The organism is Phaeovulum sp. W22_SRMD_FR3 (genome assembly GCF_052113705.1).
GTDB lineage: Bacteria > Pseudomonadota > Alphaproteobacteria > Rhodobacterales > Rhodobacteraceae > JBGQOG01.
The window spans coordinates 123385-139604 of sequence record NZ_JBGQOG010000009.1 but is presented as its reverse complement, the minus strand read 5'-3'; the positions used below and the strand labels follow the sequence as shown (position 1 = coordinate 139604).

Annotated in this window: 29 protein-coding genes and 1 pseudogene; all 30 read left to right on the top strand. The window is 59.8% G+C overall.

Features of this window, described 5'->3' with window-relative positions; genetic code table 11:
* Nucleotides 1-180 (top strand): annotated as a pseudogene (tuf, locus tag ACEN2S_RS13645) (elongation factor Tu); the annotation flags it as partial.
* Between the two features lie 212 nt (nucleotides 181-392).
* On the top strand, nucleotides 393-698 hold the full coding sequence (gene rpsJ, locus ACEN2S_RS13640) for a 30S ribosomal protein S10 (protein ID WP_441866708.1): 306 nt from the start codon (nucleotides 393-395) through the stop codon (nucleotides 696-698).
* Nucleotides 699-712: 14 nt separating this feature from the next.
* A complete protein-coding gene (rplC, locus tag ACEN2S_RS13635; protein WP_441866707.1) occupies nucleotides 713-1441 on the top strand; it encodes a 50S ribosomal protein L3 in 729 nt (242 codons plus the stop codon).
* A complete protein-coding gene (gene rplD / locus ACEN2S_RS13630) occupies nucleotides 1438-2058 on the top strand; it encodes a 50S ribosomal protein L4 (RefSeq protein WP_441866706.1) in 621 nt (206 codons plus the stop codon). Before rplC ends, rplD begins: the two co-directional genes overlap by 4 nt.
* Complete coding sequence (locus ACEN2S_RS13625) at nucleotides 2055-2351, top strand: 50S ribosomal protein L23 (RefSeq protein ID WP_441866705.1); 297 nt, start codon at nucleotides 2055-2057, stop codon at nucleotides 2349-2351. Before rplD ends, ACEN2S_RS13625 begins: the two co-directional genes overlap by 4 nt.
* A gap of 140 nt (nucleotides 2352-2491) precedes the next feature.
* Complete coding sequence (gene rplB / locus ACEN2S_RS13620; protein WP_441866704.1) at nucleotides 2492-3328, top strand: 50S ribosomal protein L2; 837 nt, start codon at nucleotides 2492-2494, stop codon at nucleotides 3326-3328.
* 3 nt (nucleotides 3329-3331) lie between these two features.
* Nucleotides 3332-3610: a 30S ribosomal protein S19 gene (gene rpsS, locus ACEN2S_RS13615; protein WP_441866703.1), complete on the top strand. Its 279-nt coding sequence runs from the start codon at nucleotides 3332-3334 to the stop codon at nucleotides 3608-3610.
* 3 nt (nucleotides 3611-3613) lie between these two features.
* A complete protein-coding gene (gene rplV, locus ACEN2S_RS13610; RefSeq protein WP_441866702.1) occupies nucleotides 3614-3994 on the top strand; it encodes a 50S ribosomal protein L22 in 381 nt (126 codons plus the stop codon).
* Nucleotides 3994-4704, top strand: coding sequence for a 30S ribosomal protein S3 (rpsC, locus tag ACEN2S_RS13605; RefSeq protein WP_441866701.1), 711 nt, complete (start codon nucleotides 3994-3996; stop codon nucleotides 4702-4704). The genes rplV and rpsC overlap by 1 nt, the downstream gene beginning before the upstream one ends.
* A gap of 12 nt (nucleotides 4705-4716) precedes the next feature.
* On the top strand, nucleotides 4717-5130 hold the full coding sequence (gene rplP, locus ACEN2S_RS13600) for a 50S ribosomal protein L16 (RefSeq protein WP_441866700.1): 414 nt from the start codon (nucleotides 4717-4719) through the stop codon (nucleotides 5128-5130).
* A 254-nt stretch (nucleotides 5131-5384) separates the two neighbouring features.
* Nucleotides 5385-5588 (top strand): 50S ribosomal protein L29, encoded by a 204-nt coding sequence (gene rpmC / locus ACEN2S_RS13595; RefSeq protein WP_441866699.1) that lies wholly within the window; start codon nucleotides 5385-5387, stop codon nucleotides 5586-5588.
* Nucleotides 5589-5599: 11 nt separating this feature from the next.
* Complete coding sequence (rpsQ, locus tag ACEN2S_RS13590; RefSeq protein WP_441866698.1) at nucleotides 5600-5833, top strand: 30S ribosomal protein S17; 234 nt, start codon at nucleotides 5600-5602, stop codon at nucleotides 5831-5833.
* A 63-nt stretch (nucleotides 5834-5896) separates the two neighbouring features.
* Nucleotides 5897-6265, top strand: a complete 369-nt coding sequence (gene rplN, locus ACEN2S_RS13585) for a 50S ribosomal protein L14 (RefSeq protein WP_022705624.1) — start codon at nucleotides 5897-5899, stop codon at nucleotides 6263-6265.
* Nucleotides 6265-6570, top strand: coding sequence for a 50S ribosomal protein L24 (gene rplX, locus ACEN2S_RS13580; protein ID WP_441866697.1), 306 nt, complete (start codon nucleotides 6265-6267; stop codon nucleotides 6568-6570). Before rplN ends, rplX begins: the two co-directional genes overlap by 1 nt.
* Entirely contained in the window at nucleotides 6570-7130 is a 561-nt protein-coding gene (gene rplE / locus ACEN2S_RS13575; RefSeq protein ID WP_441866696.1) for a 50S ribosomal protein L5, read from the top strand. The genes rplX and rplE overlap by 1 nt, the downstream gene beginning before the upstream one ends.
* Before the next feature lie 19 nt (nucleotides 7131-7149).
* Nucleotides 7150-7455, top strand: a complete 306-nt coding sequence (rpsN, locus tag ACEN2S_RS13570) for a 30S ribosomal protein S14 (protein WP_441866695.1) — start codon at nucleotides 7150-7152, stop codon at nucleotides 7453-7455.
* 12 nt (nucleotides 7456-7467) lie between these two features.
* On the top strand, nucleotides 7468-7866 hold the full coding sequence (gene rpsH / locus ACEN2S_RS13565; protein ID WP_441866694.1) for a 30S ribosomal protein S8: 399 nt from the start codon (nucleotides 7468-7470) through the stop codon (nucleotides 7864-7866).
* A gap of 10 nt (nucleotides 7867-7876) precedes the next feature.
* Nucleotides 7877-8410, top strand: coding sequence for a 50S ribosomal protein L6 (gene rplF / locus ACEN2S_RS13560; protein WP_441866693.1), 534 nt, complete (start codon nucleotides 7877-7879; stop codon nucleotides 8408-8410).
* 11 nt (nucleotides 8411-8421) lie between these two features.
* Entirely contained in the window at nucleotides 8422-8781 is a 360-nt protein-coding gene (gene rplR / locus ACEN2S_RS13555) for a 50S ribosomal protein L18 (RefSeq protein ID WP_441866692.1), read from the top strand.
* Nucleotides 8782-8792: 11 nt separating this feature from the next.
* The gene (gene rpsE, locus ACEN2S_RS13550) at nucleotides 8793-9356 is read left to right on the top strand and encodes a 30S ribosomal protein S5 (RefSeq protein ID WP_441866691.1); all 564 of its coding nucleotides are present in this window, start codon (nucleotides 8793-8795) and stop codon (nucleotides 9354-9356) included.
* Between the two features lie 11 nt (nucleotides 9357-9367).
* A complete protein-coding gene (rpmD, locus tag ACEN2S_RS13545) occupies nucleotides 9368-9553 on the top strand; it encodes a 50S ribosomal protein L30 (RefSeq protein WP_441866690.1) in 186 nt (61 codons plus the stop codon).
* Nucleotides 9554-9648: 95 nt separating this feature from the next.
* Nucleotides 9649-9966: a ribonuclease E inhibitor RraB gene (locus ACEN2S_RS13540; RefSeq protein WP_441866689.1), complete on the top strand. Its 318-nt coding sequence runs from the start codon at nucleotides 9649-9651 to the stop codon at nucleotides 9964-9966.
* A 203-nt stretch (nucleotides 9967-10169) separates the two neighbouring features.
* Entirely contained in the window at nucleotides 10170-10640 is a 471-nt protein-coding gene (gene rplO, locus ACEN2S_RS13535; protein WP_441866688.1) for a 50S ribosomal protein L15, read from the top strand.
* Between the two features lie 104 nt (nucleotides 10641-10744).
* On the top strand, nucleotides 10745-12106 hold the full coding sequence (gene secY / locus ACEN2S_RS13530) for a preprotein translocase subunit SecY (RefSeq protein WP_441866687.1): 1362 nt from the start codon (nucleotides 10745-10747) through the stop codon (nucleotides 12104-12106).
* A gap of 18 nt (nucleotides 12107-12124) precedes the next feature.
* On the top strand, nucleotides 12125-12781 hold the full coding sequence (locus ACEN2S_RS13525) for an adenylate kinase (RefSeq protein ID WP_441866686.1): 657 nt from the start codon (nucleotides 12125-12127) through the stop codon (nucleotides 12779-12781).
* A 204-nt stretch (nucleotides 12782-12985) separates the two neighbouring features.
* On the top strand, nucleotides 12986-13354 hold the full coding sequence (gene rpsM / locus ACEN2S_RS13520) for a 30S ribosomal protein S13 (protein ID WP_441866685.1): 369 nt from the start codon (nucleotides 12986-12988) through the stop codon (nucleotides 13352-13354).
* A 15-nt stretch (nucleotides 13355-13369) separates the two neighbouring features.
* Nucleotides 13370-13759: a 30S ribosomal protein S11 gene (rpsK, locus tag ACEN2S_RS13515; RefSeq protein ID WP_441866684.1), complete on the top strand. Its 390-nt coding sequence runs from the start codon at nucleotides 13370-13372 to the stop codon at nucleotides 13757-13759.
* A 117-nt stretch (nucleotides 13760-13876) separates the two neighbouring features.
* On the top strand, nucleotides 13877-14893 hold the full coding sequence (locus ACEN2S_RS13510; RefSeq protein WP_441866683.1) for a DNA-directed RNA polymerase subunit alpha: 1017 nt from the start codon (nucleotides 13877-13879) through the stop codon (nucleotides 14891-14893).
* 139 nt (nucleotides 14894-15032) lie between these two features.
* A complete protein-coding gene (gene rplQ / locus ACEN2S_RS13505; RefSeq protein ID WP_441866682.1) occupies nucleotides 15033-15449 on the top strand; it encodes a 50S ribosomal protein L17 in 417 nt (138 codons plus the stop codon).
* A 148-nt stretch (nucleotides 15450-15597) separates the two neighbouring features.
* Entirely contained in the window at nucleotides 15598-16209 is a 612-nt protein-coding gene (locus tag ACEN2S_RS13500) for an autoinducer binding domain-containing protein (RefSeq protein ID WP_441866681.1), read from the top strand.
* The last annotated feature ends 11 nt before the right edge of the window (nucleotides 16210-16220 follow it).

Below are 16220 nucleotides of genomic sequence, written 5' to 3'. Positions count from 1 at the left end.
ACCGACGTGACCGGCACCGTGAAACTGCCGGAAGGCACTGAAATGGTGATGCCGGGCGACAACCTGAAGTTCGAAGTCGAACTGATCGCGCCGATCGCCATGGAAGAAAAACTGCGCTTCGCCATCCGTGAAGGCGGCCGCACCGTCGGCGCAGGCGTCGTGTCGAAAATCCTGAAGTAATTCAGGTGCAGGCGCGGTCTTTTGGATCGCGCCGTCGCTTTTAGCTTGATTGCCGATGGCGCGCCTTGTATTGCGCGCCATCGGTTTTAAAGAGACGTGATTCCGGCCTGCCCCTAGGGCGGGCCTCGCGTCTTCTGGAAGACCAAGGTTCGACGCAGGCGGAGCATGAGGTTCCGTCTGCCTCTCAACTGAAGCCCGCGAGAGGCAAGACAATGAGTCAAAACATTCGCATCCGGCTGAAGGCGTTCGATTACCGTGTGCTGGACGCCAGCACCCAGGAAATCGTCAACACCGCAAAGCGTACCGGTGCAACGGTCCGGGGCCCGATCCCGCTGCCGAACAAAATCGAGAAATTCACCGTTCTGCGTGGCCCGCACATCGACAAAAAGTCGCGTGACCAGTGGGAAATCCGCACGCATAAGCGTCTTCTCGACATCGTCGATCCGACCCCGCAAACCGTGGACGCGCTGATGAAGCTCGACCTGGCTGCCGGCGTCGACGTCGAAATCAAAGTCTGAGGAGGGCGTATCTGATGCTGCGTTCTGGTGTAATCGCCAAGAAGCTGGGCATGACCCGGCTGTTCCTCGAAGATGGCCGCCAAGTTCCGGTGACCGTCCTCCAACTCGACAACCTGCAAGTGGTGGCTCAGCGCACCGCCGAGCGTGACGGCTATACCGCTGTTCAGCTGGGTGCTGGCACGGCGAAAGCCAAGCGGACCACCGCAGCCCTGCGCGGCCATTTCGCGAAAGCGAACGTGGCGCCGAAGCGCAAGATCGCGGAATTCCGCGTGTCGCCCGACAACCTGATTGAAGTCGGCGCCGAGATCTCGGCCGAGCACTACAATGAAGGCCAGTTCGTCGACATCGCCGGTACCTCGATCGGTAAAGGCTTTGCCGGTGCGATGAAGCGTCACAACTTCGGTGGTCTGCGCGCCTCGCACGGCGTGTCGATCTCGCACCGTTCGCACGGTTCGACCGGCCAGTGCCAAGACCCGGGTAAGGTGTTCAAAGGCAAGAAAATGGCTGGCCATCTGGGTGCTGTGCGTGTGACCACGCAAAACATCCAAGTGGTGAAAACCGATGCCGACCGCGGCCTGATCATGGTCAAAGGTTCGGTTCCGGGCTCGAAAGGTGGCTGGGTCACGGTCAAGGACGCGGTCAAAAAACCGCTGCCGCAAAACCTGCCGCTGCCCGCCGGTCTGAAATCGGCTGTTGCGGCTGCTCCGGTCGAAGAAGTTTCGGCCGAAGGGGGTGAAGCATGAAATTCGATGTGATCAAACTCGACGCCGGCAAGGCTGGTTCGATCGAACTCCCGGACGATATCTTCGGTCTGGAAGCGCGCGCGGACATCCTGCACCGTGTGGTCCGCTGGCAGCGTGCGCGCAGCCAGGCGGGTACCCACTCGACGCTGGGCAAGTCGGACGTGAGCTACTCGACCAAGAAGATCTACCGCCAAAAAGGCACCGGTGGCGCACGTCACGGTTCCCGCAAGGCGCCGACCTTCCGTCACGGTGGTACGTACAAAGGCCCGGTTTCGCGCAGCCATGCGCATGACCTGCCGAAAAAGTTCCGCGCTCTGGGCCTGAAGCACGCACTCTCGGCGAAAGCCGTTGCGGGCAACCTGGTCATCCTGGACGAGGCTGTGATGGCCGAAGCCAAAACCGCGATCCTGGCGAAAGTCGCCAAGGAGCTCGGCTGGAAGCGCGTTCTGATCATCGACGGTGCCGAAGTGAACGAAAACTTCGCCCGCGCCGCGCGCAACATCGAAGGTATCGATGTTCTGCCGACGATGGGGGCCAACGTCTATGACATCCTGAAACGCGACACCCTGGTCATCACCAAGGCCGGCGTCGAAGCTCTGGAGGCTCGCCTGAAATGAGTGCGAAAGCTGAACACTACGACGTGATCCGCAAGCCGATCATCACCGAGAAAGCCACGATGGCGTCCGAAAACGGCGCCGTGGTGTTCCAGGTCTCGATCGACTCGAACAAACCGCAGATCAAAGAGGCCGTTGAGGCGCTGTTTGGTGTGAAGGTGAAAGCGGTCAACACGACGATCACCAAAGGCAAGGTCAAGAAATTCCGCGGCAAAACCGGCGTGCGGAACGACGTGAAGAAAGCCTATGTGACGCTGGAAGACGGAAACACTATCGACGTCTCCACCGGCCTTTGATAGAAGGCAACGAATCTCGCGGCCCCGGGTTTTCTCGGGGCCGCGGACCATTTTGCGATCCGGCGACGGAACGCACGTAAAGAGCGGAAACGCTCAGAACGAAACGGACCTTTGGTCCAAAGCAACGGAAGACAGAAAGCATGGCACTCAAGTCGTATAAGCCGACGACGCCTGGCCAGCGTGGGCTGGTTCTGATCGACCGTTCGGAGCTTTGGAAAGGTCGCCCCGTCAAATCCCTCACCGAGGGTCTGACGAAATCGGGCGGCCGGAACAATACCGGACGGATTACGATGCGCCGCATTGGCGGTGGGGCAAAGCGTCTGTATCGCATCGTCGATTTCAAGCGCAACAAGTTCAACATGGCGGCAGTCGTCGAACGGATCGAATATGACCCGAACCGCACCGCCTTCATCGCACTTGTGAAATACGAAGACGGCGAACAGGCCTATATCCTGGCGCCGCAACGTCTGGCCGTGGGTGACAGCGTGATCGCTGGCGCCAAGACCGACGTGAAGCCGGGCAACGCGATGCCGTTCTCGGGCATGCCGATCGGTACCATCGTGCACAACGTCGAGCTGAAAGCCGGCAAGGGCGGCCAGCTGGCCCGCGCTGCAGGCACCTATGCTCAGTTCGTTGGTCGTGACGGTGGCTACGCTCAGATCCGCCTGTCCTCGGGCGAGCTGCGCATGGTCCGTCAAGAGTGCATGGCAACGGTGGGTGCGGTGTCGAACGCCGACCACTCGAACCAGAACCTCGGTAAAGCTGGTCGTAACCGTCACAAGGGCATCCGCCCGAGCGTTCGCGGTGTCGCCATGAACCCGATCGACCACCCGCATGGTGGTGGTGAAGGCCGGACCTCGGGTGGTCGTCACCCGGTTACCCCCTGGGGTAAAGGGACCAAGGGCAACAAGACCCGTAAGAACAAGGCCACGGACAAGTATATCGTCCGTTCGCGCAACGCTAAGAAGGGTCGTTAATCCATGGCACGTTCTGTTTGGAAAGGCCCCTTCGTCGACGCTTATGTGCTGAAGAAAGCCGAGAAAGCGCGCGAGTCGGGCAAAAGCGAAGTGATCAAGATCTGGTCGCGCCGCTCCACCATCCTGCCGCAATTTGTGGGTCTGACCTTTGCGGTCTACAACGGCCACAAACATATCCCGGTGAACGTCACCGAGGAAATGATCGGCCAGAAGTTCGGTGAATACTCGCCGACCCGTACCTATTACGGCCACGCTGCCGACAAAAAAGCCAAGAGGAAGTAAGCCATGGGTAAGGAACAGAATCCGCGCCGCGTGGCGGACAATGAGGCGATGGCGAAGACCAAGATGCTTCGCACTTCGCCCCAGAAACTGAATCTGGTGGCTGCGCTGATCCGTGGCAAGAAAGTGGACAAGGCTCTGGCCGACCTCACCTTCTCGAAAAAGCGGATCTCGGACGATGTGAAGAAATGTCTTCAGTCGGCCATTGCCAACGCTGAGAACAACCACGGGCTGGACGTTGACAGCCTGATCGTTGCTGAAGCCTGGGTTGGCAAAAACCTGGTCATGAAACGCGGTCGTCCGCGTGCGCGTGGCCGGTTCGGCAAGATCATGAAGCCGTTTTCGGAAATCACCATCAAGGTGCGTCAGATCGAGGAGCGTGCGTAATGGGTCAGAAGGTCAATCCGATCGGCATGCGCCTTCAGGTCAACCGCACCTGGGACAGCCGTTGGTTCGCTGAGTCGAAAGACTATGGGAATCTGCTTCTTGAAGATCTCAAGATGCGCGACTTCATCCATGAAGAAGCCAAGCAAGCGGGCATCTCCCGCGTGATCATCGAGCGTCCGCACAAAAAGTGCCGCGTCACGATCCACGCAGCCCGTCCGGGCGTCATCATCGGCAAAAAAGGCGCGGATATCGAAACGCTGCGCAAGAAACTTGCCAACATGACGAAATCCGAGCTGCACCTCAACATCGTTGAAGTGCGCAAGCCGGAGCTCGACGCTCAGCTGGTCGCGGAATCGATCACCCAGCAGCTCGAACGCCGCGTTTCGTTCCGTCGTGCCATGAAGCGCGCCGTGCAGAACGCCATGCGCATCGGCGCTCTCGGCATCCGTGTGAACGTTGGCGGCCGTCTCGGCGGCGCTGAAATCGCGCGGACCGAATGGTACCGTGAAGGCCGCGTGCCGCTGCACACCCTGCGTGCAGACATCGACTACGCGACCCATGAAGCGAAAACCGCTTACGGGATCATCGGGGTGAAGGTCTGGATCTTCAAAGGCGAGATCATGGAGCACGACCCGCAAGCACGTGACCGTCGCCAAGCCGAAGCCCAAGAGGGTCCGGCACCGCGCGGCCCGCGTCGCGACGCTCGTTGAGGAGTATGAGAGATGCTGCAACCGAAACGGACGAAGTTCCGCAAACAGTTCAAAGGCCGGATCAGCGGTGAAGCCAAAGGCGGCTTCAACCTGAACTTCGGGTCTTTCGCTCTCAAAGCCACGGAGCCGGAGCGCGTCACGGCGCGGCAGATCGAAGCGGCCCGCCGCGCGATCACCCGCCACATGAAGCGTCAAGGCCGTGTCTGGATCCGTATCTTCCCGGATGTCCCGGTTTCGTCGAAACCGACCGAAGTCCGGATGGGTAAAGGTAAAGGCTCGATCGACTACTGGGCAGCCAAGGTGAAACCGGGCCGCATCATGTTCGAGATCGACGGCGTTGCCGAGCCGATCGCCCGTGAAGCGCTGCGTCTGGGCGCCAACAAACTTCCGGTGATGAGCCGGATCGTCGCCCGCGAAGACTGGTAATCCCAGGTCGCGCAACGCGCCGAAAATCGAAGGGGCCCCGCCGGAAACGGTGGGGCCTTTTTGCGTGATGGGGGCGGTGGTGCCGGAGGGCAGGGGCGCGCAAAGTTTCCCTTGTTCTCTTGGGTTCCTTCCCCTATACGGACGCATCGCGCGATTCCCGGGCTTCGGGATTCGCGTGTTCATCATTGATCCACCAGATCACAGGTCACCCAGATTTTCGGGGCCTGCTGGTGATTGAAAAAGGGAAAAGGCGCATGAACGCCCAAGAACTGTCGGCAAAGACGCCTGACCAGCTCCGCGACGAGCTGGTTGCGCTGAAGAAAGAGGCGTTTAACCTGCGCTTCCAACAAGCCACCAACCAACTGGAAAACACCGCCCGCATGCGCACCGTCCGTCGTGACGTTGCCCGCATCAAGACGGTCCTGAACCAGAAAGCCGCCGTCGCGGCGGCGAACTGAGGAGCACACCCATGCCGAAACGTATCCTGCAAGGCGTTGTGACCTCGGACAAGAACGAGCAAACCATCACGGTTCTCGTCGAGCGTCGTTTTAAGCACCCGCTGCTGCACAAAACCGTTCGTAAGTCGAAAAAATACCGCGCGCACGACGCGCTGAACCAATTCAAAACCGGCGATACCGTTCGTATCGAAGAATGCGCGCCGATTTCGAAAACCAAACGTTGGACCGTCGTTGTCGAGGCGTAAGCTTCGACTGGTCCCGCTTTATCGAAACCCTGGGGATAGTCCCCAAAGGTCGGGAGAAACCAAATGATCCAGATGCAGACCAATCTGGATGTTGCTGACAACTCCGGCGCTCGCCGAGTTCAGTGCATCAAGGTCCTGGGTGGTTCGCACCGTCGCTATGCGTCGGTGGGCGACATCATTGTCGTTTCCGTGAAGGAAGCCATCCCGCGTGGTCGCGTGAAGAAAGGTGACGTCCGCAAGGCCGTCGTCGTGCGCACCGCCAAAGAAGTCCGTCGTGAAGATGGCACCGCCATCCGCTTCGACCGTAACGCTGCCGTCATCCTGAACAACCAGGGCGAACCGGTCGGCACCCGTATCTTCGGGCCGGTCGTGCGTGAGCTGCGTGCGAAGAACTTCATGAAGATCATCTCGCTTGCGCCGGAGGTGCTGTAATGGCTGCGAAACTTCGCAAGGGCGACAAGGTCGTCGTGCTCGCCGGTAAAGACAAAGGCAAGCAAGGTGAAATCGCTTCGGTCGCTCCGAAAGACAACAAAGCTGTTGTCGAAGGCGTGAACATGGCGATCCGCCACACCCGTCAGACCCAGACCCAACAGGGCGGCCGCATCTCGAAAGCGATGCCGATCGATCTGTCGAACCTGGCTCTGCTTGATGCCAACGGCAAAGCCACCCGCGTCGGCTTCCGCGAGGAAGACGGCAAGAAAGTGCGTTTCGCCAAGACCACCGGGGAGGCGATCTGATGTTGGACGCTGCTACCTATACTCCGCGCCTGAAAGCGCACTACAAGGACGTCATCCGTGCCGCCTTGAAGGAAGAGTTCGGCTTCAAGAACGACATGCAACTGCCGCGTCTGGACAAGATCGTCCTGAACATGGGCGTTGGCGAAGCGGTCAAAGACACCAAGAAGGTCAAACAGGCCTCCGAGGAGCTGTCGCTGATCGCGGGTCAGAAGGCCGTCATCACGAAAGCGAAAAAGTCGATCGCCGGCTTCCGCGTTCGTGAAGAAATGCCGCTGGGCTGCAAAGTCACGCTGCGTGGCGACCGGATGTATGAATTCCTGGACCGCCTGATCACCATCGCGCTGCCGCGCGTCCGCGACTTCCGCGGCGTCAAAGGCAGCTCGTTTGACGGTCGTGGTAACTACGCGATGGGCTTGAAAGAGCATATCGTGTTCCCGGAAATCGACTTTGATAAAGTCGATGAAGTTCTGGGCATGGACATCATCATCTGCACCACCGCGAAAGACGACGCGGTCGCGAAAGCGCTGTTGAAGCAATTCAACATGCCTTTCAACAGCTGATCGCGGGGAGAAAGAGACAATGGCAAAAGTTTCCATGGTTGAGCGCGAGAAGAAGCGCGCGAAGCTGGTCAGCAAATACGCTGACAAGCGCGCGGCTCTGAAAGCGATCATCGAAGACCAGTCCCTGCCGATGGAAGAGCGCTTCAAAGCGACTCTGAAACTGGCTGAGCTGCCCCGCAATTCGTCGGCCGTCCGTCTGCACAACCGTTGCCAACTGACCGGTCGTCCCCATGCTTACTACCGTAAGCTCAAACTCTCGCGGATCATGCTGCGCGAACTGGCCTCCTTCGGTCAGATTCCCGGCATGGTGAAGTCGAGCTGGTAAGGAGGTCGAGACATGTCGATGAACGATCCTCTCGGCGATATGCTGACCCGTATCCGCAACGCGCAACTGCGCGGCAAGTCCACCGTCAAGACGCCTGCTTCCAAGCTGCGCGCCTGGGTGCTGGATGTGCTGGTCTCGGAAGGCTATGTCCGTGGTTATGAGAAAACGGTGAGCGCCGCTGGCCAGCCGGAAATTGAAATCAGCCTGAAGTATTTCGAAGGTACCCCGGTGATCCGCGAACTCAAACGCGTTTCGAAACCGGGTCGCCGCGTGTACGCCAGCGTTAAAGACATCCCGACCGTGCGTAACGGCCTGGGCCTGTCGATCGTGTCCACCCCCAAGGGTGTGATGACGGACGCCGCCGCACGCACCGCCAATGTTGGCGGCGAAGTGCTCTGCACCGTGTTCTAAGGAGGGCAAGATGTCTCGTATTGGGAAAAAACCGGTCGAGCTGCCCTCGGGGGTTTCGGCCTCGGTGAGCGGTCAGACGATCGAAGTGAAGGGCCCGAAAGGCACCCGGAACTTTACGGCCACGGATGACGTGACGATCACCCTCGACGGCTCGACCGTCACGGTGACGCCGCGCGGCACCTCGAAACGTGCGCGCCAGCAATGGGGTATGGCACGGTCGATGGTTGCGAACCTGGTGACGGGCGTAACCGCAGGCTTCAAGAAAGAGCTGGAAATTCAAGGTGTGGGTTACCGCGCTGCGATGAACGGCAACGTCCTGAAGCTCTCGCTGGGCTACAGCCACGAAGTCAACTTCGAAGTTCCGGAAGGGGTCACCGTGACCTCGCCGAAGCAAACTGAAATCGTTGTGGAAGGCACCGATCAACAACTCGTTGGTCAGGTCGCTGCGAACATCCGTGAGTGGCGCCAGCCCGAGCCCTACAAAGGCAAAGGCATCCGCTACAAAGGTGAGTTCATCTTCCGCAAGGAAGGCAAGAAGAAGTAAGGGGCGCGATCATGGCGAACAACAAGAGAGATCTGTTCCTCAAGCGCCGCCTGCGCGTTCGGAACAAACTGCGGGCTATGGCCAACGGGCGTCTTCGCCTTTCGGTCCATCGCTCTCTGAAGAACATCAGCGTTCAGCTGATCGACGACGTGAACGGCGTGACCGTTGCCGCCGCCTCGACCCTCGAAAAGGATCTGGGCGTGATCGGCAAGAACAACGTCGAAGCGGCGACGAAAGTCGGTGCGGCGATTGCCGAGCGGGCTAAGAAGGCCGGGGTCGAAGAGTGCTACTTCGACCGTGGCGGTTTCCTCTTTCACGGGAAGATCAAGGCTTTGGCCGACGCTGCCCGTGAAGGCGGCCTGAAGTTCTGAGGAGTTTTACAATGGCAGAACAACAAAACCGCCGGGACCGCCGCGACGATCGTCGTGAGACGGAAACCCCGGAATTCGCTGACCGCCTGGTGGCGATCAACCGTGTGTCGAAAACCGTGAAGGGTGGTAAGCGCTTCGGCTTCGCCGCACTCGTCGTTGTCGGTGACCAGCGTGGTCGCGTCGGCTTCGGCAAGGGCAAAGCGAAAGAAGTGCCGGAAGCGATCCGGAAAGCGACCGAGCAGGCGAAACGTTCGCTGGTTCGCGTGCCGCTGAAGGACGCCCGCACCCTGCACCACGATATCGAGGGCCGTCACGGCGCCGGTAAAGTGGTCATGCGGACGGCCGTTGCCGGTACCGGTATCATCGCCGGTGGTCCGATGCGCGCTGTGTTCGAGATGCTCGGCGTCCAGGACGTTGTGGCGAAATCGCTGGGTTCGTCGAACCCGTACAACATGATCCGCGCGACCATCGACGGTCTGAAGCAGGAATCGAGCCCCCGTCAGGTCGCGCAACGTCGCGGCAAGAAGGTTGGCGACATCCTGAAGAAGCCCGACGCTGAAGTCGTCGAAGCATAAGGAACAGGACAATGGCTACCATCGTCGTGAAGCAATATGCGTCGGCCGCGCGTCGTCCGGCCGTTCAGACCGCGACCCTCAAAGGTCTGGGCCTGAACAAGATGAACCGCACCCGTGAACTCGAAGACACTCCTTCGGTCCGCGGCATGGTCAACAAGATCCCGCATCTTGTAAAAATCATCGAAGAAAAGGCCTGAGGCCTCTTCTCTCGGATCAGAAAGCGCCCTGCGAAAGCGGGGCGTTTTTCATATGGGCGGCCTGGCAGCGGACCGCGCTGCAACCGGAGGAAAGAATGGATCTGAAGGGTCAGAAACGCGAAACCGAAGAGATTTTTCGCGAGATCGTGGCGATGCAGGCGCTGCCGGAGACGGCCTGCGTCAATTTTCAATTCGTCGTTGAGGATGAAGATGCCAATGGCGCGGGTTTCGCCGCCGCAGCGGCAGCACTCGGCTACGAAGCCGAGTGGCTGGAAGACGAGGATGAGGTGGCGGTGACCACGGCATCCGAACCTCTGAGCGTCGAGGGGCTTTGGGCGCATGAAGAGCGTCTGACGCGCCTTGCGGCCGAATTCGGGCTTGAGCCGGATGGCTGGGGTTTCTTCGCCGGCTGAGGCGCGACCGTGCGTGGCGGATTGTCGCGTGCGGGGGGCGGCAGAGGCGCGGGGCAGGGGAGGGCTTGCCACAGGGGGCTTTGGCGTCTATACGCCCCCGGTGGCCCTCTCTGGGGCCCGGAATCATCTGGTTCAATCAACAAGAAATGCCGTGTTTGCCCCATCCGTCGCTGGTAGGGCAGTTCCGGCCAGGAGTTAGCGACATGAAACTGAACGAACTGCACGACAATCCCGGCGCTGCCCGTAAAAAGAAACGCGTTGCACGTGGTCCGGGCTCGGGCAAAGGTAAAACCGCCGGTCGCGGTATCAAAGGTCAGAAGTCCCGTTCGGGCGTGGCCATTGGCGGCTATGAAGGCGGCCAGATGCCCCTCTATCGGCGTCTGCCGAAACGGGGCTTCAACAAGCCGAACCAAAAGCATTACGCCGTGGTGAACCTGGGCCTGATCCAGAAATTCATCGACCTCGGCAAAATCGACGGCAAAGTCGAGATCACCGAAGAAGTGCTGGTTGCATCGGGTCTGGTGCGCCGCGTTCTCGACGGGATCCGCGTTCTGGCCAAAGGCGAGCTGACCGCTCCCGCAACCATCACCGTCACCGGCGCCTCGGCTCCGGCGGTGGAAGCTGTTGCGAAAGCCGGTGGCAAGCTGAACGTGGCAAGCGTTGCCGCTGAATAAGCAGTTGTCGGCGGCCCCCGCGCCGCTTACATAGGCACTAGTTTTCCAAGCGCCGCCGACCGGAAAACGGTTCGGCGGCGCTGTCCATGAAAGAGACAGCGCACATGGCATCTGCTGCAGAGCAAATGGCGGCGAACCTCAGCTGGGGCGCCTTGGGCAAGGCGACCGAGCTTCGCAGCCGCATTTTCTTCACCCTCGGGCTTTTGATGGTTTACCGTCTGGGCACCTATATCCCGGTTCCGGGCATCGATGGCATTGCGCTTCGCAATTTCATGGAGCAGGCCGGGGCAGGTCTTGGCGGCATCCTCACCATGTTCACCGGTGGTGCGCTGGGTCGGATGGGCATCTTCGCCCTCGGCATCATGCCCTATATTTCGGCCTCGATCATCGTCCAGCTGCTGACCTCCATGGTCCCGGCGCTGGAAGGGTTGAAGAAAGAGGGCGAAGCGGGCCGCAAGAAGATCAACCAATACACCCGCTACGCCACCGTGGCCCTCGCGCTCTTCCAGGCCTACGGCCTTGCGAAAAGCCTTGAGGCCGGTGGTCTGGCCCATGCCCCGGGCCTGTATTTCCAGATGTCGGTGGTGATTACCCTCGTGGGCGGCACCATGTTCCTGATGTGGCTGGGGGAGCAGATCACCAGCCGCGGCATCGGCAATGGCACCTCGCTGATCATCTTTGTCGGCATCGTCGCCGAGATCCCGGCGCATCTGGCACAGTTCTTCAGCCAGGGCCGTTCGGGTGCCATCTCGACCCCGGTGATGCTGGGCGTGCTGGTGATGGTCGTGCTGGTCATCGGCGCGGTGGTCTTCATGGAGCGCGCGCTGCGCAAGATCCATATCCAATATCCCCGCCGTCAGGTGGGCATGAAAATCTATGACGGCGGCTCGAGCCATCTGCCGATCAAAGTCAACCCGGCAGGCGTGATCCCGGCAATCTTTGCCTCTTCGCTCCTGTTGCTGCCGACGACTTTGGCAACCTTCTCGGGCGCGAATACCGGCCCGGTGATGTCGACGATCCTGGCCTATTTCGGCCCCGGGCAGCCGCTCTATCTGCTGTTCTTCGTCGCGATGATCGTGTTCTTTGCCTATTTCTACACGGCCAACGTGGCGTTCAAATCCGATGATGTGGCCGACAACCTGAAGAATCAGGGCGGGTTTATTCCGGGCATCCGTCCGGGCAAAAAGACCGAAGACTACCTCGACTATGTTGTGGCACGGATCCTGGTGATCGGGTCGGCCTATCTGGCAGCAATCTGTCTCTTGCCGGAAATCCTCCGCTCGCAATTCTCGATCCCGTTCTACTTCGGCGGCACCTCGGTGCTGATCGTGGTCTCGGTGACGATGGACACGATCCAGCAGATCCAGTCGCACCTGCTGGCGCACCAATACGAAGGCCTGATCGAGAAGTCGCAGCTGCGCGGCAAGAAGAAAACCACTGCCAAACGCGCGCCGTCGCGCCGCTGATCCGGGGAAGGGGACACCATGGTCAACATCATCCTGTTGGGGCCCCCGGGGGCCGGAAAAGGGACGCAGGCACGCAAGCTGGTGGAAGAGCGCAACATGGTGCAGCTCTCCACCGGTGACATGCTCCGCGAGGCCCAAAGCTCGGGCACCGAGATGGGCAAACGCGTGGCCGAAGTGATGAGCCGCGGCGAGCTGGTCACCGATGAGATCGTGATCGGTCTGATCGAGGAAAAGCTGGTGGGTGATTCTGCCGGTGGCTTCATCTTTGACGGCTTTCCCCGCACGCTGCCGCAGGCAGATGCGTTGGGTCGGCTGCTGGCCCGGATGGGGCAGCGTCTGGATGCCGTGGTGGAGATGCGGGTGGATGATGCGGCACTCGTGGCGCGCATCACCGGCCGCTTCACCTGCGGCAATTGCGGTGAGGTCTACCACGATCAGACCAAACCGACCGCCGTTGAGGGCACCTGTGACGTCTGTGGCTCGCATGATCTGCGGCGTCGGGCGGATGACAATGCCGACAGCCTGAAGCAGCGGCTGATGGAATATTACAAAAAGACCTCGCCGCTGATCGGGTATTACTACGCGCTCGGCGATCTCTTCTCGGTCGATGGCCTGGGCGAGATTGACGCGGTCGCAGGCGAAGTCGCAGCGATTCTGGATCAGGATCGCGGCTGATTTCCGCGCGCACACGGTAAATTAGGCTTGACGCTTGACCTGAGGGTCAAATCCCTCTAGGTCACGGCGTCTCGCACGAGAATCGTCACGGATTCCTGGTCTCGTACCTGCGTCGTGATGTCGTTTGGCCCTGCTTCGTTTACGGGGCTTGGTTGTGAAAAAAGGTTCCGGCGATACGGAACCGCAACATGAAGGAAGACACGTTTGGCACGTATTGCTGGCGTCAACATTCCGACCGGGAAACGCGTCCCGATCGCATTGACCTACATTGCCGGTATCGGCAACCACACCGCTGAGCTCATCTGCGCCGCCGTTGGCATCGATCGCACCCGTCGTGTGAACGAGCTGTCGGATGCCGAAGTGCTCGCGATCCGCGAATACATCGACGCGAACCACACCGTTGAGGGCGACCTGCGTCGCGAAGTCTCGACGAACGTGAAACGTCTGATGGACCTCGGCTGCTACCGCGGCCTGCGTCACCGCCGTAACCTGCCCGTCCGCGGTCAGCGTACCCACACCAACGCCCGTACCCGCAAAGGCCCCGCTAAGGCCATTGCTGGTAAGAAGAAATAAGGGGAGGGTATAGCTATGGCTCGTGATAAGACCCGCATGAAGCGCAAAGAGCGCAAGAACATCGCCTCTGGCGTTGCTCATGTGAACTCCTCGTTCAACAACACCAAGATCCTGATCTCCGACGTGCAGGGCAACGCGATTGCCTGGTCGTCGGCTGGCACCATGGGCTTCAAGGGTTCGCGTAAATCGACCCCTTATGCCGCTCAGATGGCTGCTGAAGATGCTGGCAAAAAAGCCCAGGAACACGGCGTGAAAACGCTGGAAGTCGAAGTGCAGGGCCCGGGTTCGGGCCGTGAGTCGGCGCTGCGCGCGCTGGCCGCTGCCGGCTTCAACATCACCTCGATCCGTGATGTGACCCCGATGGCTCACAACGGCTGCCGTCCGCCGAAGCGCCGTCGCGTCTAATCGACACTACAGTGATCGGGCCGTGTGATTCTTCACGCGGCCCGGTCGCTTTCGTTTTTATCCTCGGGCGTCCCGGATAACGGACATGGGTCTGGGACAAGTATGGAGGCAGAACGCATGATCCACAAGAATTGGGCTGAATTGATCAAGCCCGCGCAGCTGGATGTGAAGGTCGGCAACGATCCCGCACGTCAGGCCACCGTCACCGCCGAACCGCTGGAACGCGGTTTTGGTCTGACGCTGGGCAATGCGCTGCGCCGGGTGCTGATGTCGTCGCTGCAAGGTGCTGCGATCACCAGCGTGCAGATCGACAACGTCCTGCATGAGTTCTCCAGCGTCGCCGGTGTGCGTGAAGACGTCACCGATATCGTGCTGAACCTCAAAGGCGTGAGCCTGAAGATGGAAGTCGAAGGGCCGAAACGCCTGTCGATCTCTGCCAAAGGCCCGGGCGTTGTCACCGCTGGTGACATCTCGGAATCGAACGGCATCGAAGTGCTGAACAAAGACCATGTCATCTGTCACCTCGACGATGGCGCGGATCTGTTCATGGAACTGACCGTCAACACCGGCAAAGGCTATGTCGCTGCCGACAAGAATCGCCCGGAAGATGCGCCGATCGGCCTGATTCCGATCGATGCGATCTATTCGCCGGTGAAAAAAGTCAGCTACGAAGTGCAGCCGACCCGTGAGGGCCAGGTGCTGGACTATGACAAGCTGACCATGAAGATCGAAACCGACGGCTCGCTGACGCCGGATGACGCCGTGGCCTATGCTGCACGCATCCTGCAAGACCAGCTGTCGATCTTCGTCAACTTCGACGAACCGGAATCGGCCTCGAAGGCGGATGCGGAAGACGGGCTGGAATTCAACCCGCTCCTGCTGAAGAAAGTCGACGAGCTCGAGCTTTCGGTGCGTTCGGCGAACTGCCTGAAGAACGATAACATCGTCTACATCGGCGATCTGATCCAGAAAACCGAAGCCGAGATGCTGCGCACCCCGAACTTCGGCCGCAAATCGCTGAACGAGATCAAGGAAGTGCTTTCGGGCATGGGTCTGCATCTCGGGATGGAAGTCGAAGACTGGCCGCCGGAAAACATCGAAGACCTGGCCAAGCGTTTCGAAGACCAGTTCTGATTGACAACTTCGGGGGGCGTCGCTAAACGCCCCCCATTCAATGCCCGGATCTGCCGGGGAACTATGGGCAAAAGCCCCAAGGTGAGCCGCCCATTCGAGGGTGCGCCGGACAAAGTAAAAACGCGAAGAGGAGATTCCCATGCGTCACGCCAGCGGTTACCGCAAACTGAACCGTACCCATGAGCACCGCAAAGCGATGTTCGCCAACATGGCCGGTTCGCTCATCGAGCATGAGCAAATCAAGACCACCCTGCCGAAAGCCAAAGAACTTCGCCCGATCATCGAAAAGCTGATCACCCTGGCGAAACGTGGCGATCTGCACGCCCGCCGTCAGGCTGCCTCGCAGCTGAAGCAAGACATGTATGTCGCGAAACTGTTCGATATCCTCGGGCCGCGCTACAAAGAGCGTCAGGGCGGCTATGTCCGTATCCTGAAAGCCGGCTTCCGCTATGGCGACATGGCCCCGATGGCGATCATCGAATTCGTGGAACGCGACACCTCGGCAAAAGGCGCAGCTGACAAAGCCCGCCTCGAGCGCGAAGCCGCCGAAGCATAAGGCCAACGCTCCGGTCTTTCTGGAAAGCCCCGCCTTTGGCGGGGTTTTTCTTTTGGTGGCCGCGTTACGGTGCGGCACCTATACAAAGGGTTTGAAAACCTTCCAATTTTGCGGTTGACGAAATTATTGGCAACTTGTCTAAAAAGATATGGTCACGCATGCTGGAATCGAAATTGAACTGCGGAAACTGGCGAAAATCGCGCCGGCAGGGTATTTTATAGGCCTGCACATCCGTTTCACCTCACCGCTGATGACCTTTCAGACCTATGATCAGGCCTGGCTGGATCACTACACCGAGAATGGCTATGCGCTGCGCGACCCGATGGTCGCCTGGGGCTTTAGCACAGAGGGGGTGATCCGTTGGAGTGATCCGTCATTACCGGATCCTTTTGGTATTTTTGACGAGACGCGCCGGTATGGGCTGAATTACGGGATGACAGTGTCCTGCGGGCCGATCAAGTCGCGCACCATCGCCAGCGCGGCGCATGGAGAGCGCGAATTCACCGATGATGAAATGGCGATGTTTGCCACGCTGATCCATCGGATGCATGCGATGACCGAGCTTCCGCAAGACCTCACCCGCGCTCAAATCGAAGCACTCAAGCATATCGCGGGAGGCGACCGACACGCTGCGGCGGCGGCCAAACTGGGCATATCGGAGAGTGCGCTGAAGGCGCGGCTGAACTCTGCGAGAATCCGGTTGATGGCGCGTACCACTGCCGAGGCGATTCAACGCGCCAAGGATTATCGTCTCATCTGAGCACCCCTGTC

Coding starts and splice junctions, on each gene's coding strand:
- rpsJ (WP_441866708.1), top strand. CDS start 393: ATGAGTCAAAACATTCGCATCCGGCTGAAGGCGTTCGATTACCGTGTG.
- rplC (WP_441866707.1), top strand. CDS start 713: ATGCTGCGTTCTGGTGTAATCGCCAAGAAGCTGGGCATGACCCGGCTG.
- rplD (WP_441866706.1), top strand. CDS start 1,438: ATGAAATTCGATGTGATCAAACTCGACGCCGGCAAGGCTGGTTCGATC.
- ACEN2S_RS13625 (WP_441866705.1), top strand. CDS start 2,055: ATGAGTGCGAAAGCTGAACACTACGACGTGATCCGCAAGCCGATCATC.
- rplB (WP_441866704.1), top strand. CDS start 2,492: ATGGCACTCAAGTCGTATAAGCCGACGACGCCTGGCCAGCGTGGGCTG.
- rpsS (WP_441866703.1), top strand. CDS start 3,332: ATGGCACGTTCTGTTTGGAAAGGCCCCTTCGTCGACGCTTATGTGCTG.
- rplV (WP_441866702.1), top strand. CDS start 3,614: ATGGGTAAGGAACAGAATCCGCGCCGCGTGGCGGACAATGAGGCGATG.
- rpsC (WP_441866701.1), top strand. CDS start 3,994: ATGGGTCAGAAGGTCAATCCGATCGGCATGCGCCTTCAGGTCAACCGC.
- rplP (WP_441866700.1), top strand. CDS start 4,717: ATGCTGCAACCGAAACGGACGAAGTTCCGCAAACAGTTCAAAGGCCGG.
- rpmC (WP_441866699.1), top strand. CDS start 5,385: ATGAACGCCCAAGAACTGTCGGCAAAGACGCCTGACCAGCTCCGCGAC.
- rpsQ (WP_441866698.1), top strand. CDS start 5,600: ATGCCGAAACGTATCCTGCAAGGCGTTGTGACCTCGGACAAGAACGAG.
- rplN (WP_022705624.1), top strand. CDS start 5,897: ATGATCCAGATGCAGACCAATCTGGATGTTGCTGACAACTCCGGCGCT.
- rplX (WP_441866697.1), top strand. CDS start 6,265: ATGGCTGCGAAACTTCGCAAGGGCGACAAGGTCGTCGTGCTCGCCGGT.
- rplE (WP_441866696.1), top strand. CDS start 6,570: ATGTTGGACGCTGCTACCTATACTCCGCGCCTGAAAGCGCACTACAAG.
- rpsN (WP_441866695.1), top strand. CDS start 7,150: ATGGCAAAAGTTTCCATGGTTGAGCGCGAGAAGAAGCGCGCGAAGCTG.
- rpsH (WP_441866694.1), top strand. CDS start 7,468: ATGTCGATGAACGATCCTCTCGGCGATATGCTGACCCGTATCCGCAAC.
- rplF (WP_441866693.1), top strand. CDS start 7,877: ATGTCTCGTATTGGGAAAAAACCGGTCGAGCTGCCCTCGGGGGTTTCG.
- rplR (WP_441866692.1), top strand. CDS start 8,422: ATGGCGAACAACAAGAGAGATCTGTTCCTCAAGCGCCGCCTGCGCGTT.
- rpsE (WP_441866691.1), top strand. CDS start 8,793: ATGGCAGAACAACAAAACCGCCGGGACCGCCGCGACGATCGTCGTGAG.
- rpmD (WP_441866690.1), top strand. CDS start 9,368: ATGGCTACCATCGTCGTGAAGCAATATGCGTCGGCCGCGCGTCGTCCG.
- ACEN2S_RS13540 (WP_441866689.1), top strand. CDS start 9,649: ATGGATCTGAAGGGTCAGAAACGCGAAACCGAAGAGATTTTTCGCGAG.
- rplO (WP_441866688.1), top strand. CDS start 10,170: ATGAAACTGAACGAACTGCACGACAATCCCGGCGCTGCCCGTAAAAAG.
- secY (WP_441866687.1), top strand. CDS start 10,745: ATGGCATCTGCTGCAGAGCAAATGGCGGCGAACCTCAGCTGGGGCGCC.
- ACEN2S_RS13525 (WP_441866686.1), top strand. CDS start 12,125: ATGGTCAACATCATCCTGTTGGGGCCCCCGGGGGCCGGAAAAGGGACG.
- rpsK (WP_441866684.1), top strand. CDS start 13,370: ATGGCTCGTGATAAGACCCGCATGAAGCGCAAAGAGCGCAAGAACATC.
- ACEN2S_RS13510 (WP_441866683.1), top strand. CDS start 13,877: ATGATCCACAAGAATTGGGCTGAATTGATCAAGCCCGCGCAGCTGGAT.
- rplQ (WP_441866682.1), top strand. CDS start 15,033: ATGCGTCACGCCAGCGGTTACCGCAAACTGAACCGTACCCATGAGCAC.
- ACEN2S_RS13500 (WP_441866681.1), top strand. CDS start 15,598: ATGGTCACGCATGCTGGAATCGAAATTGAACTGCGGAAACTGGCGAAA.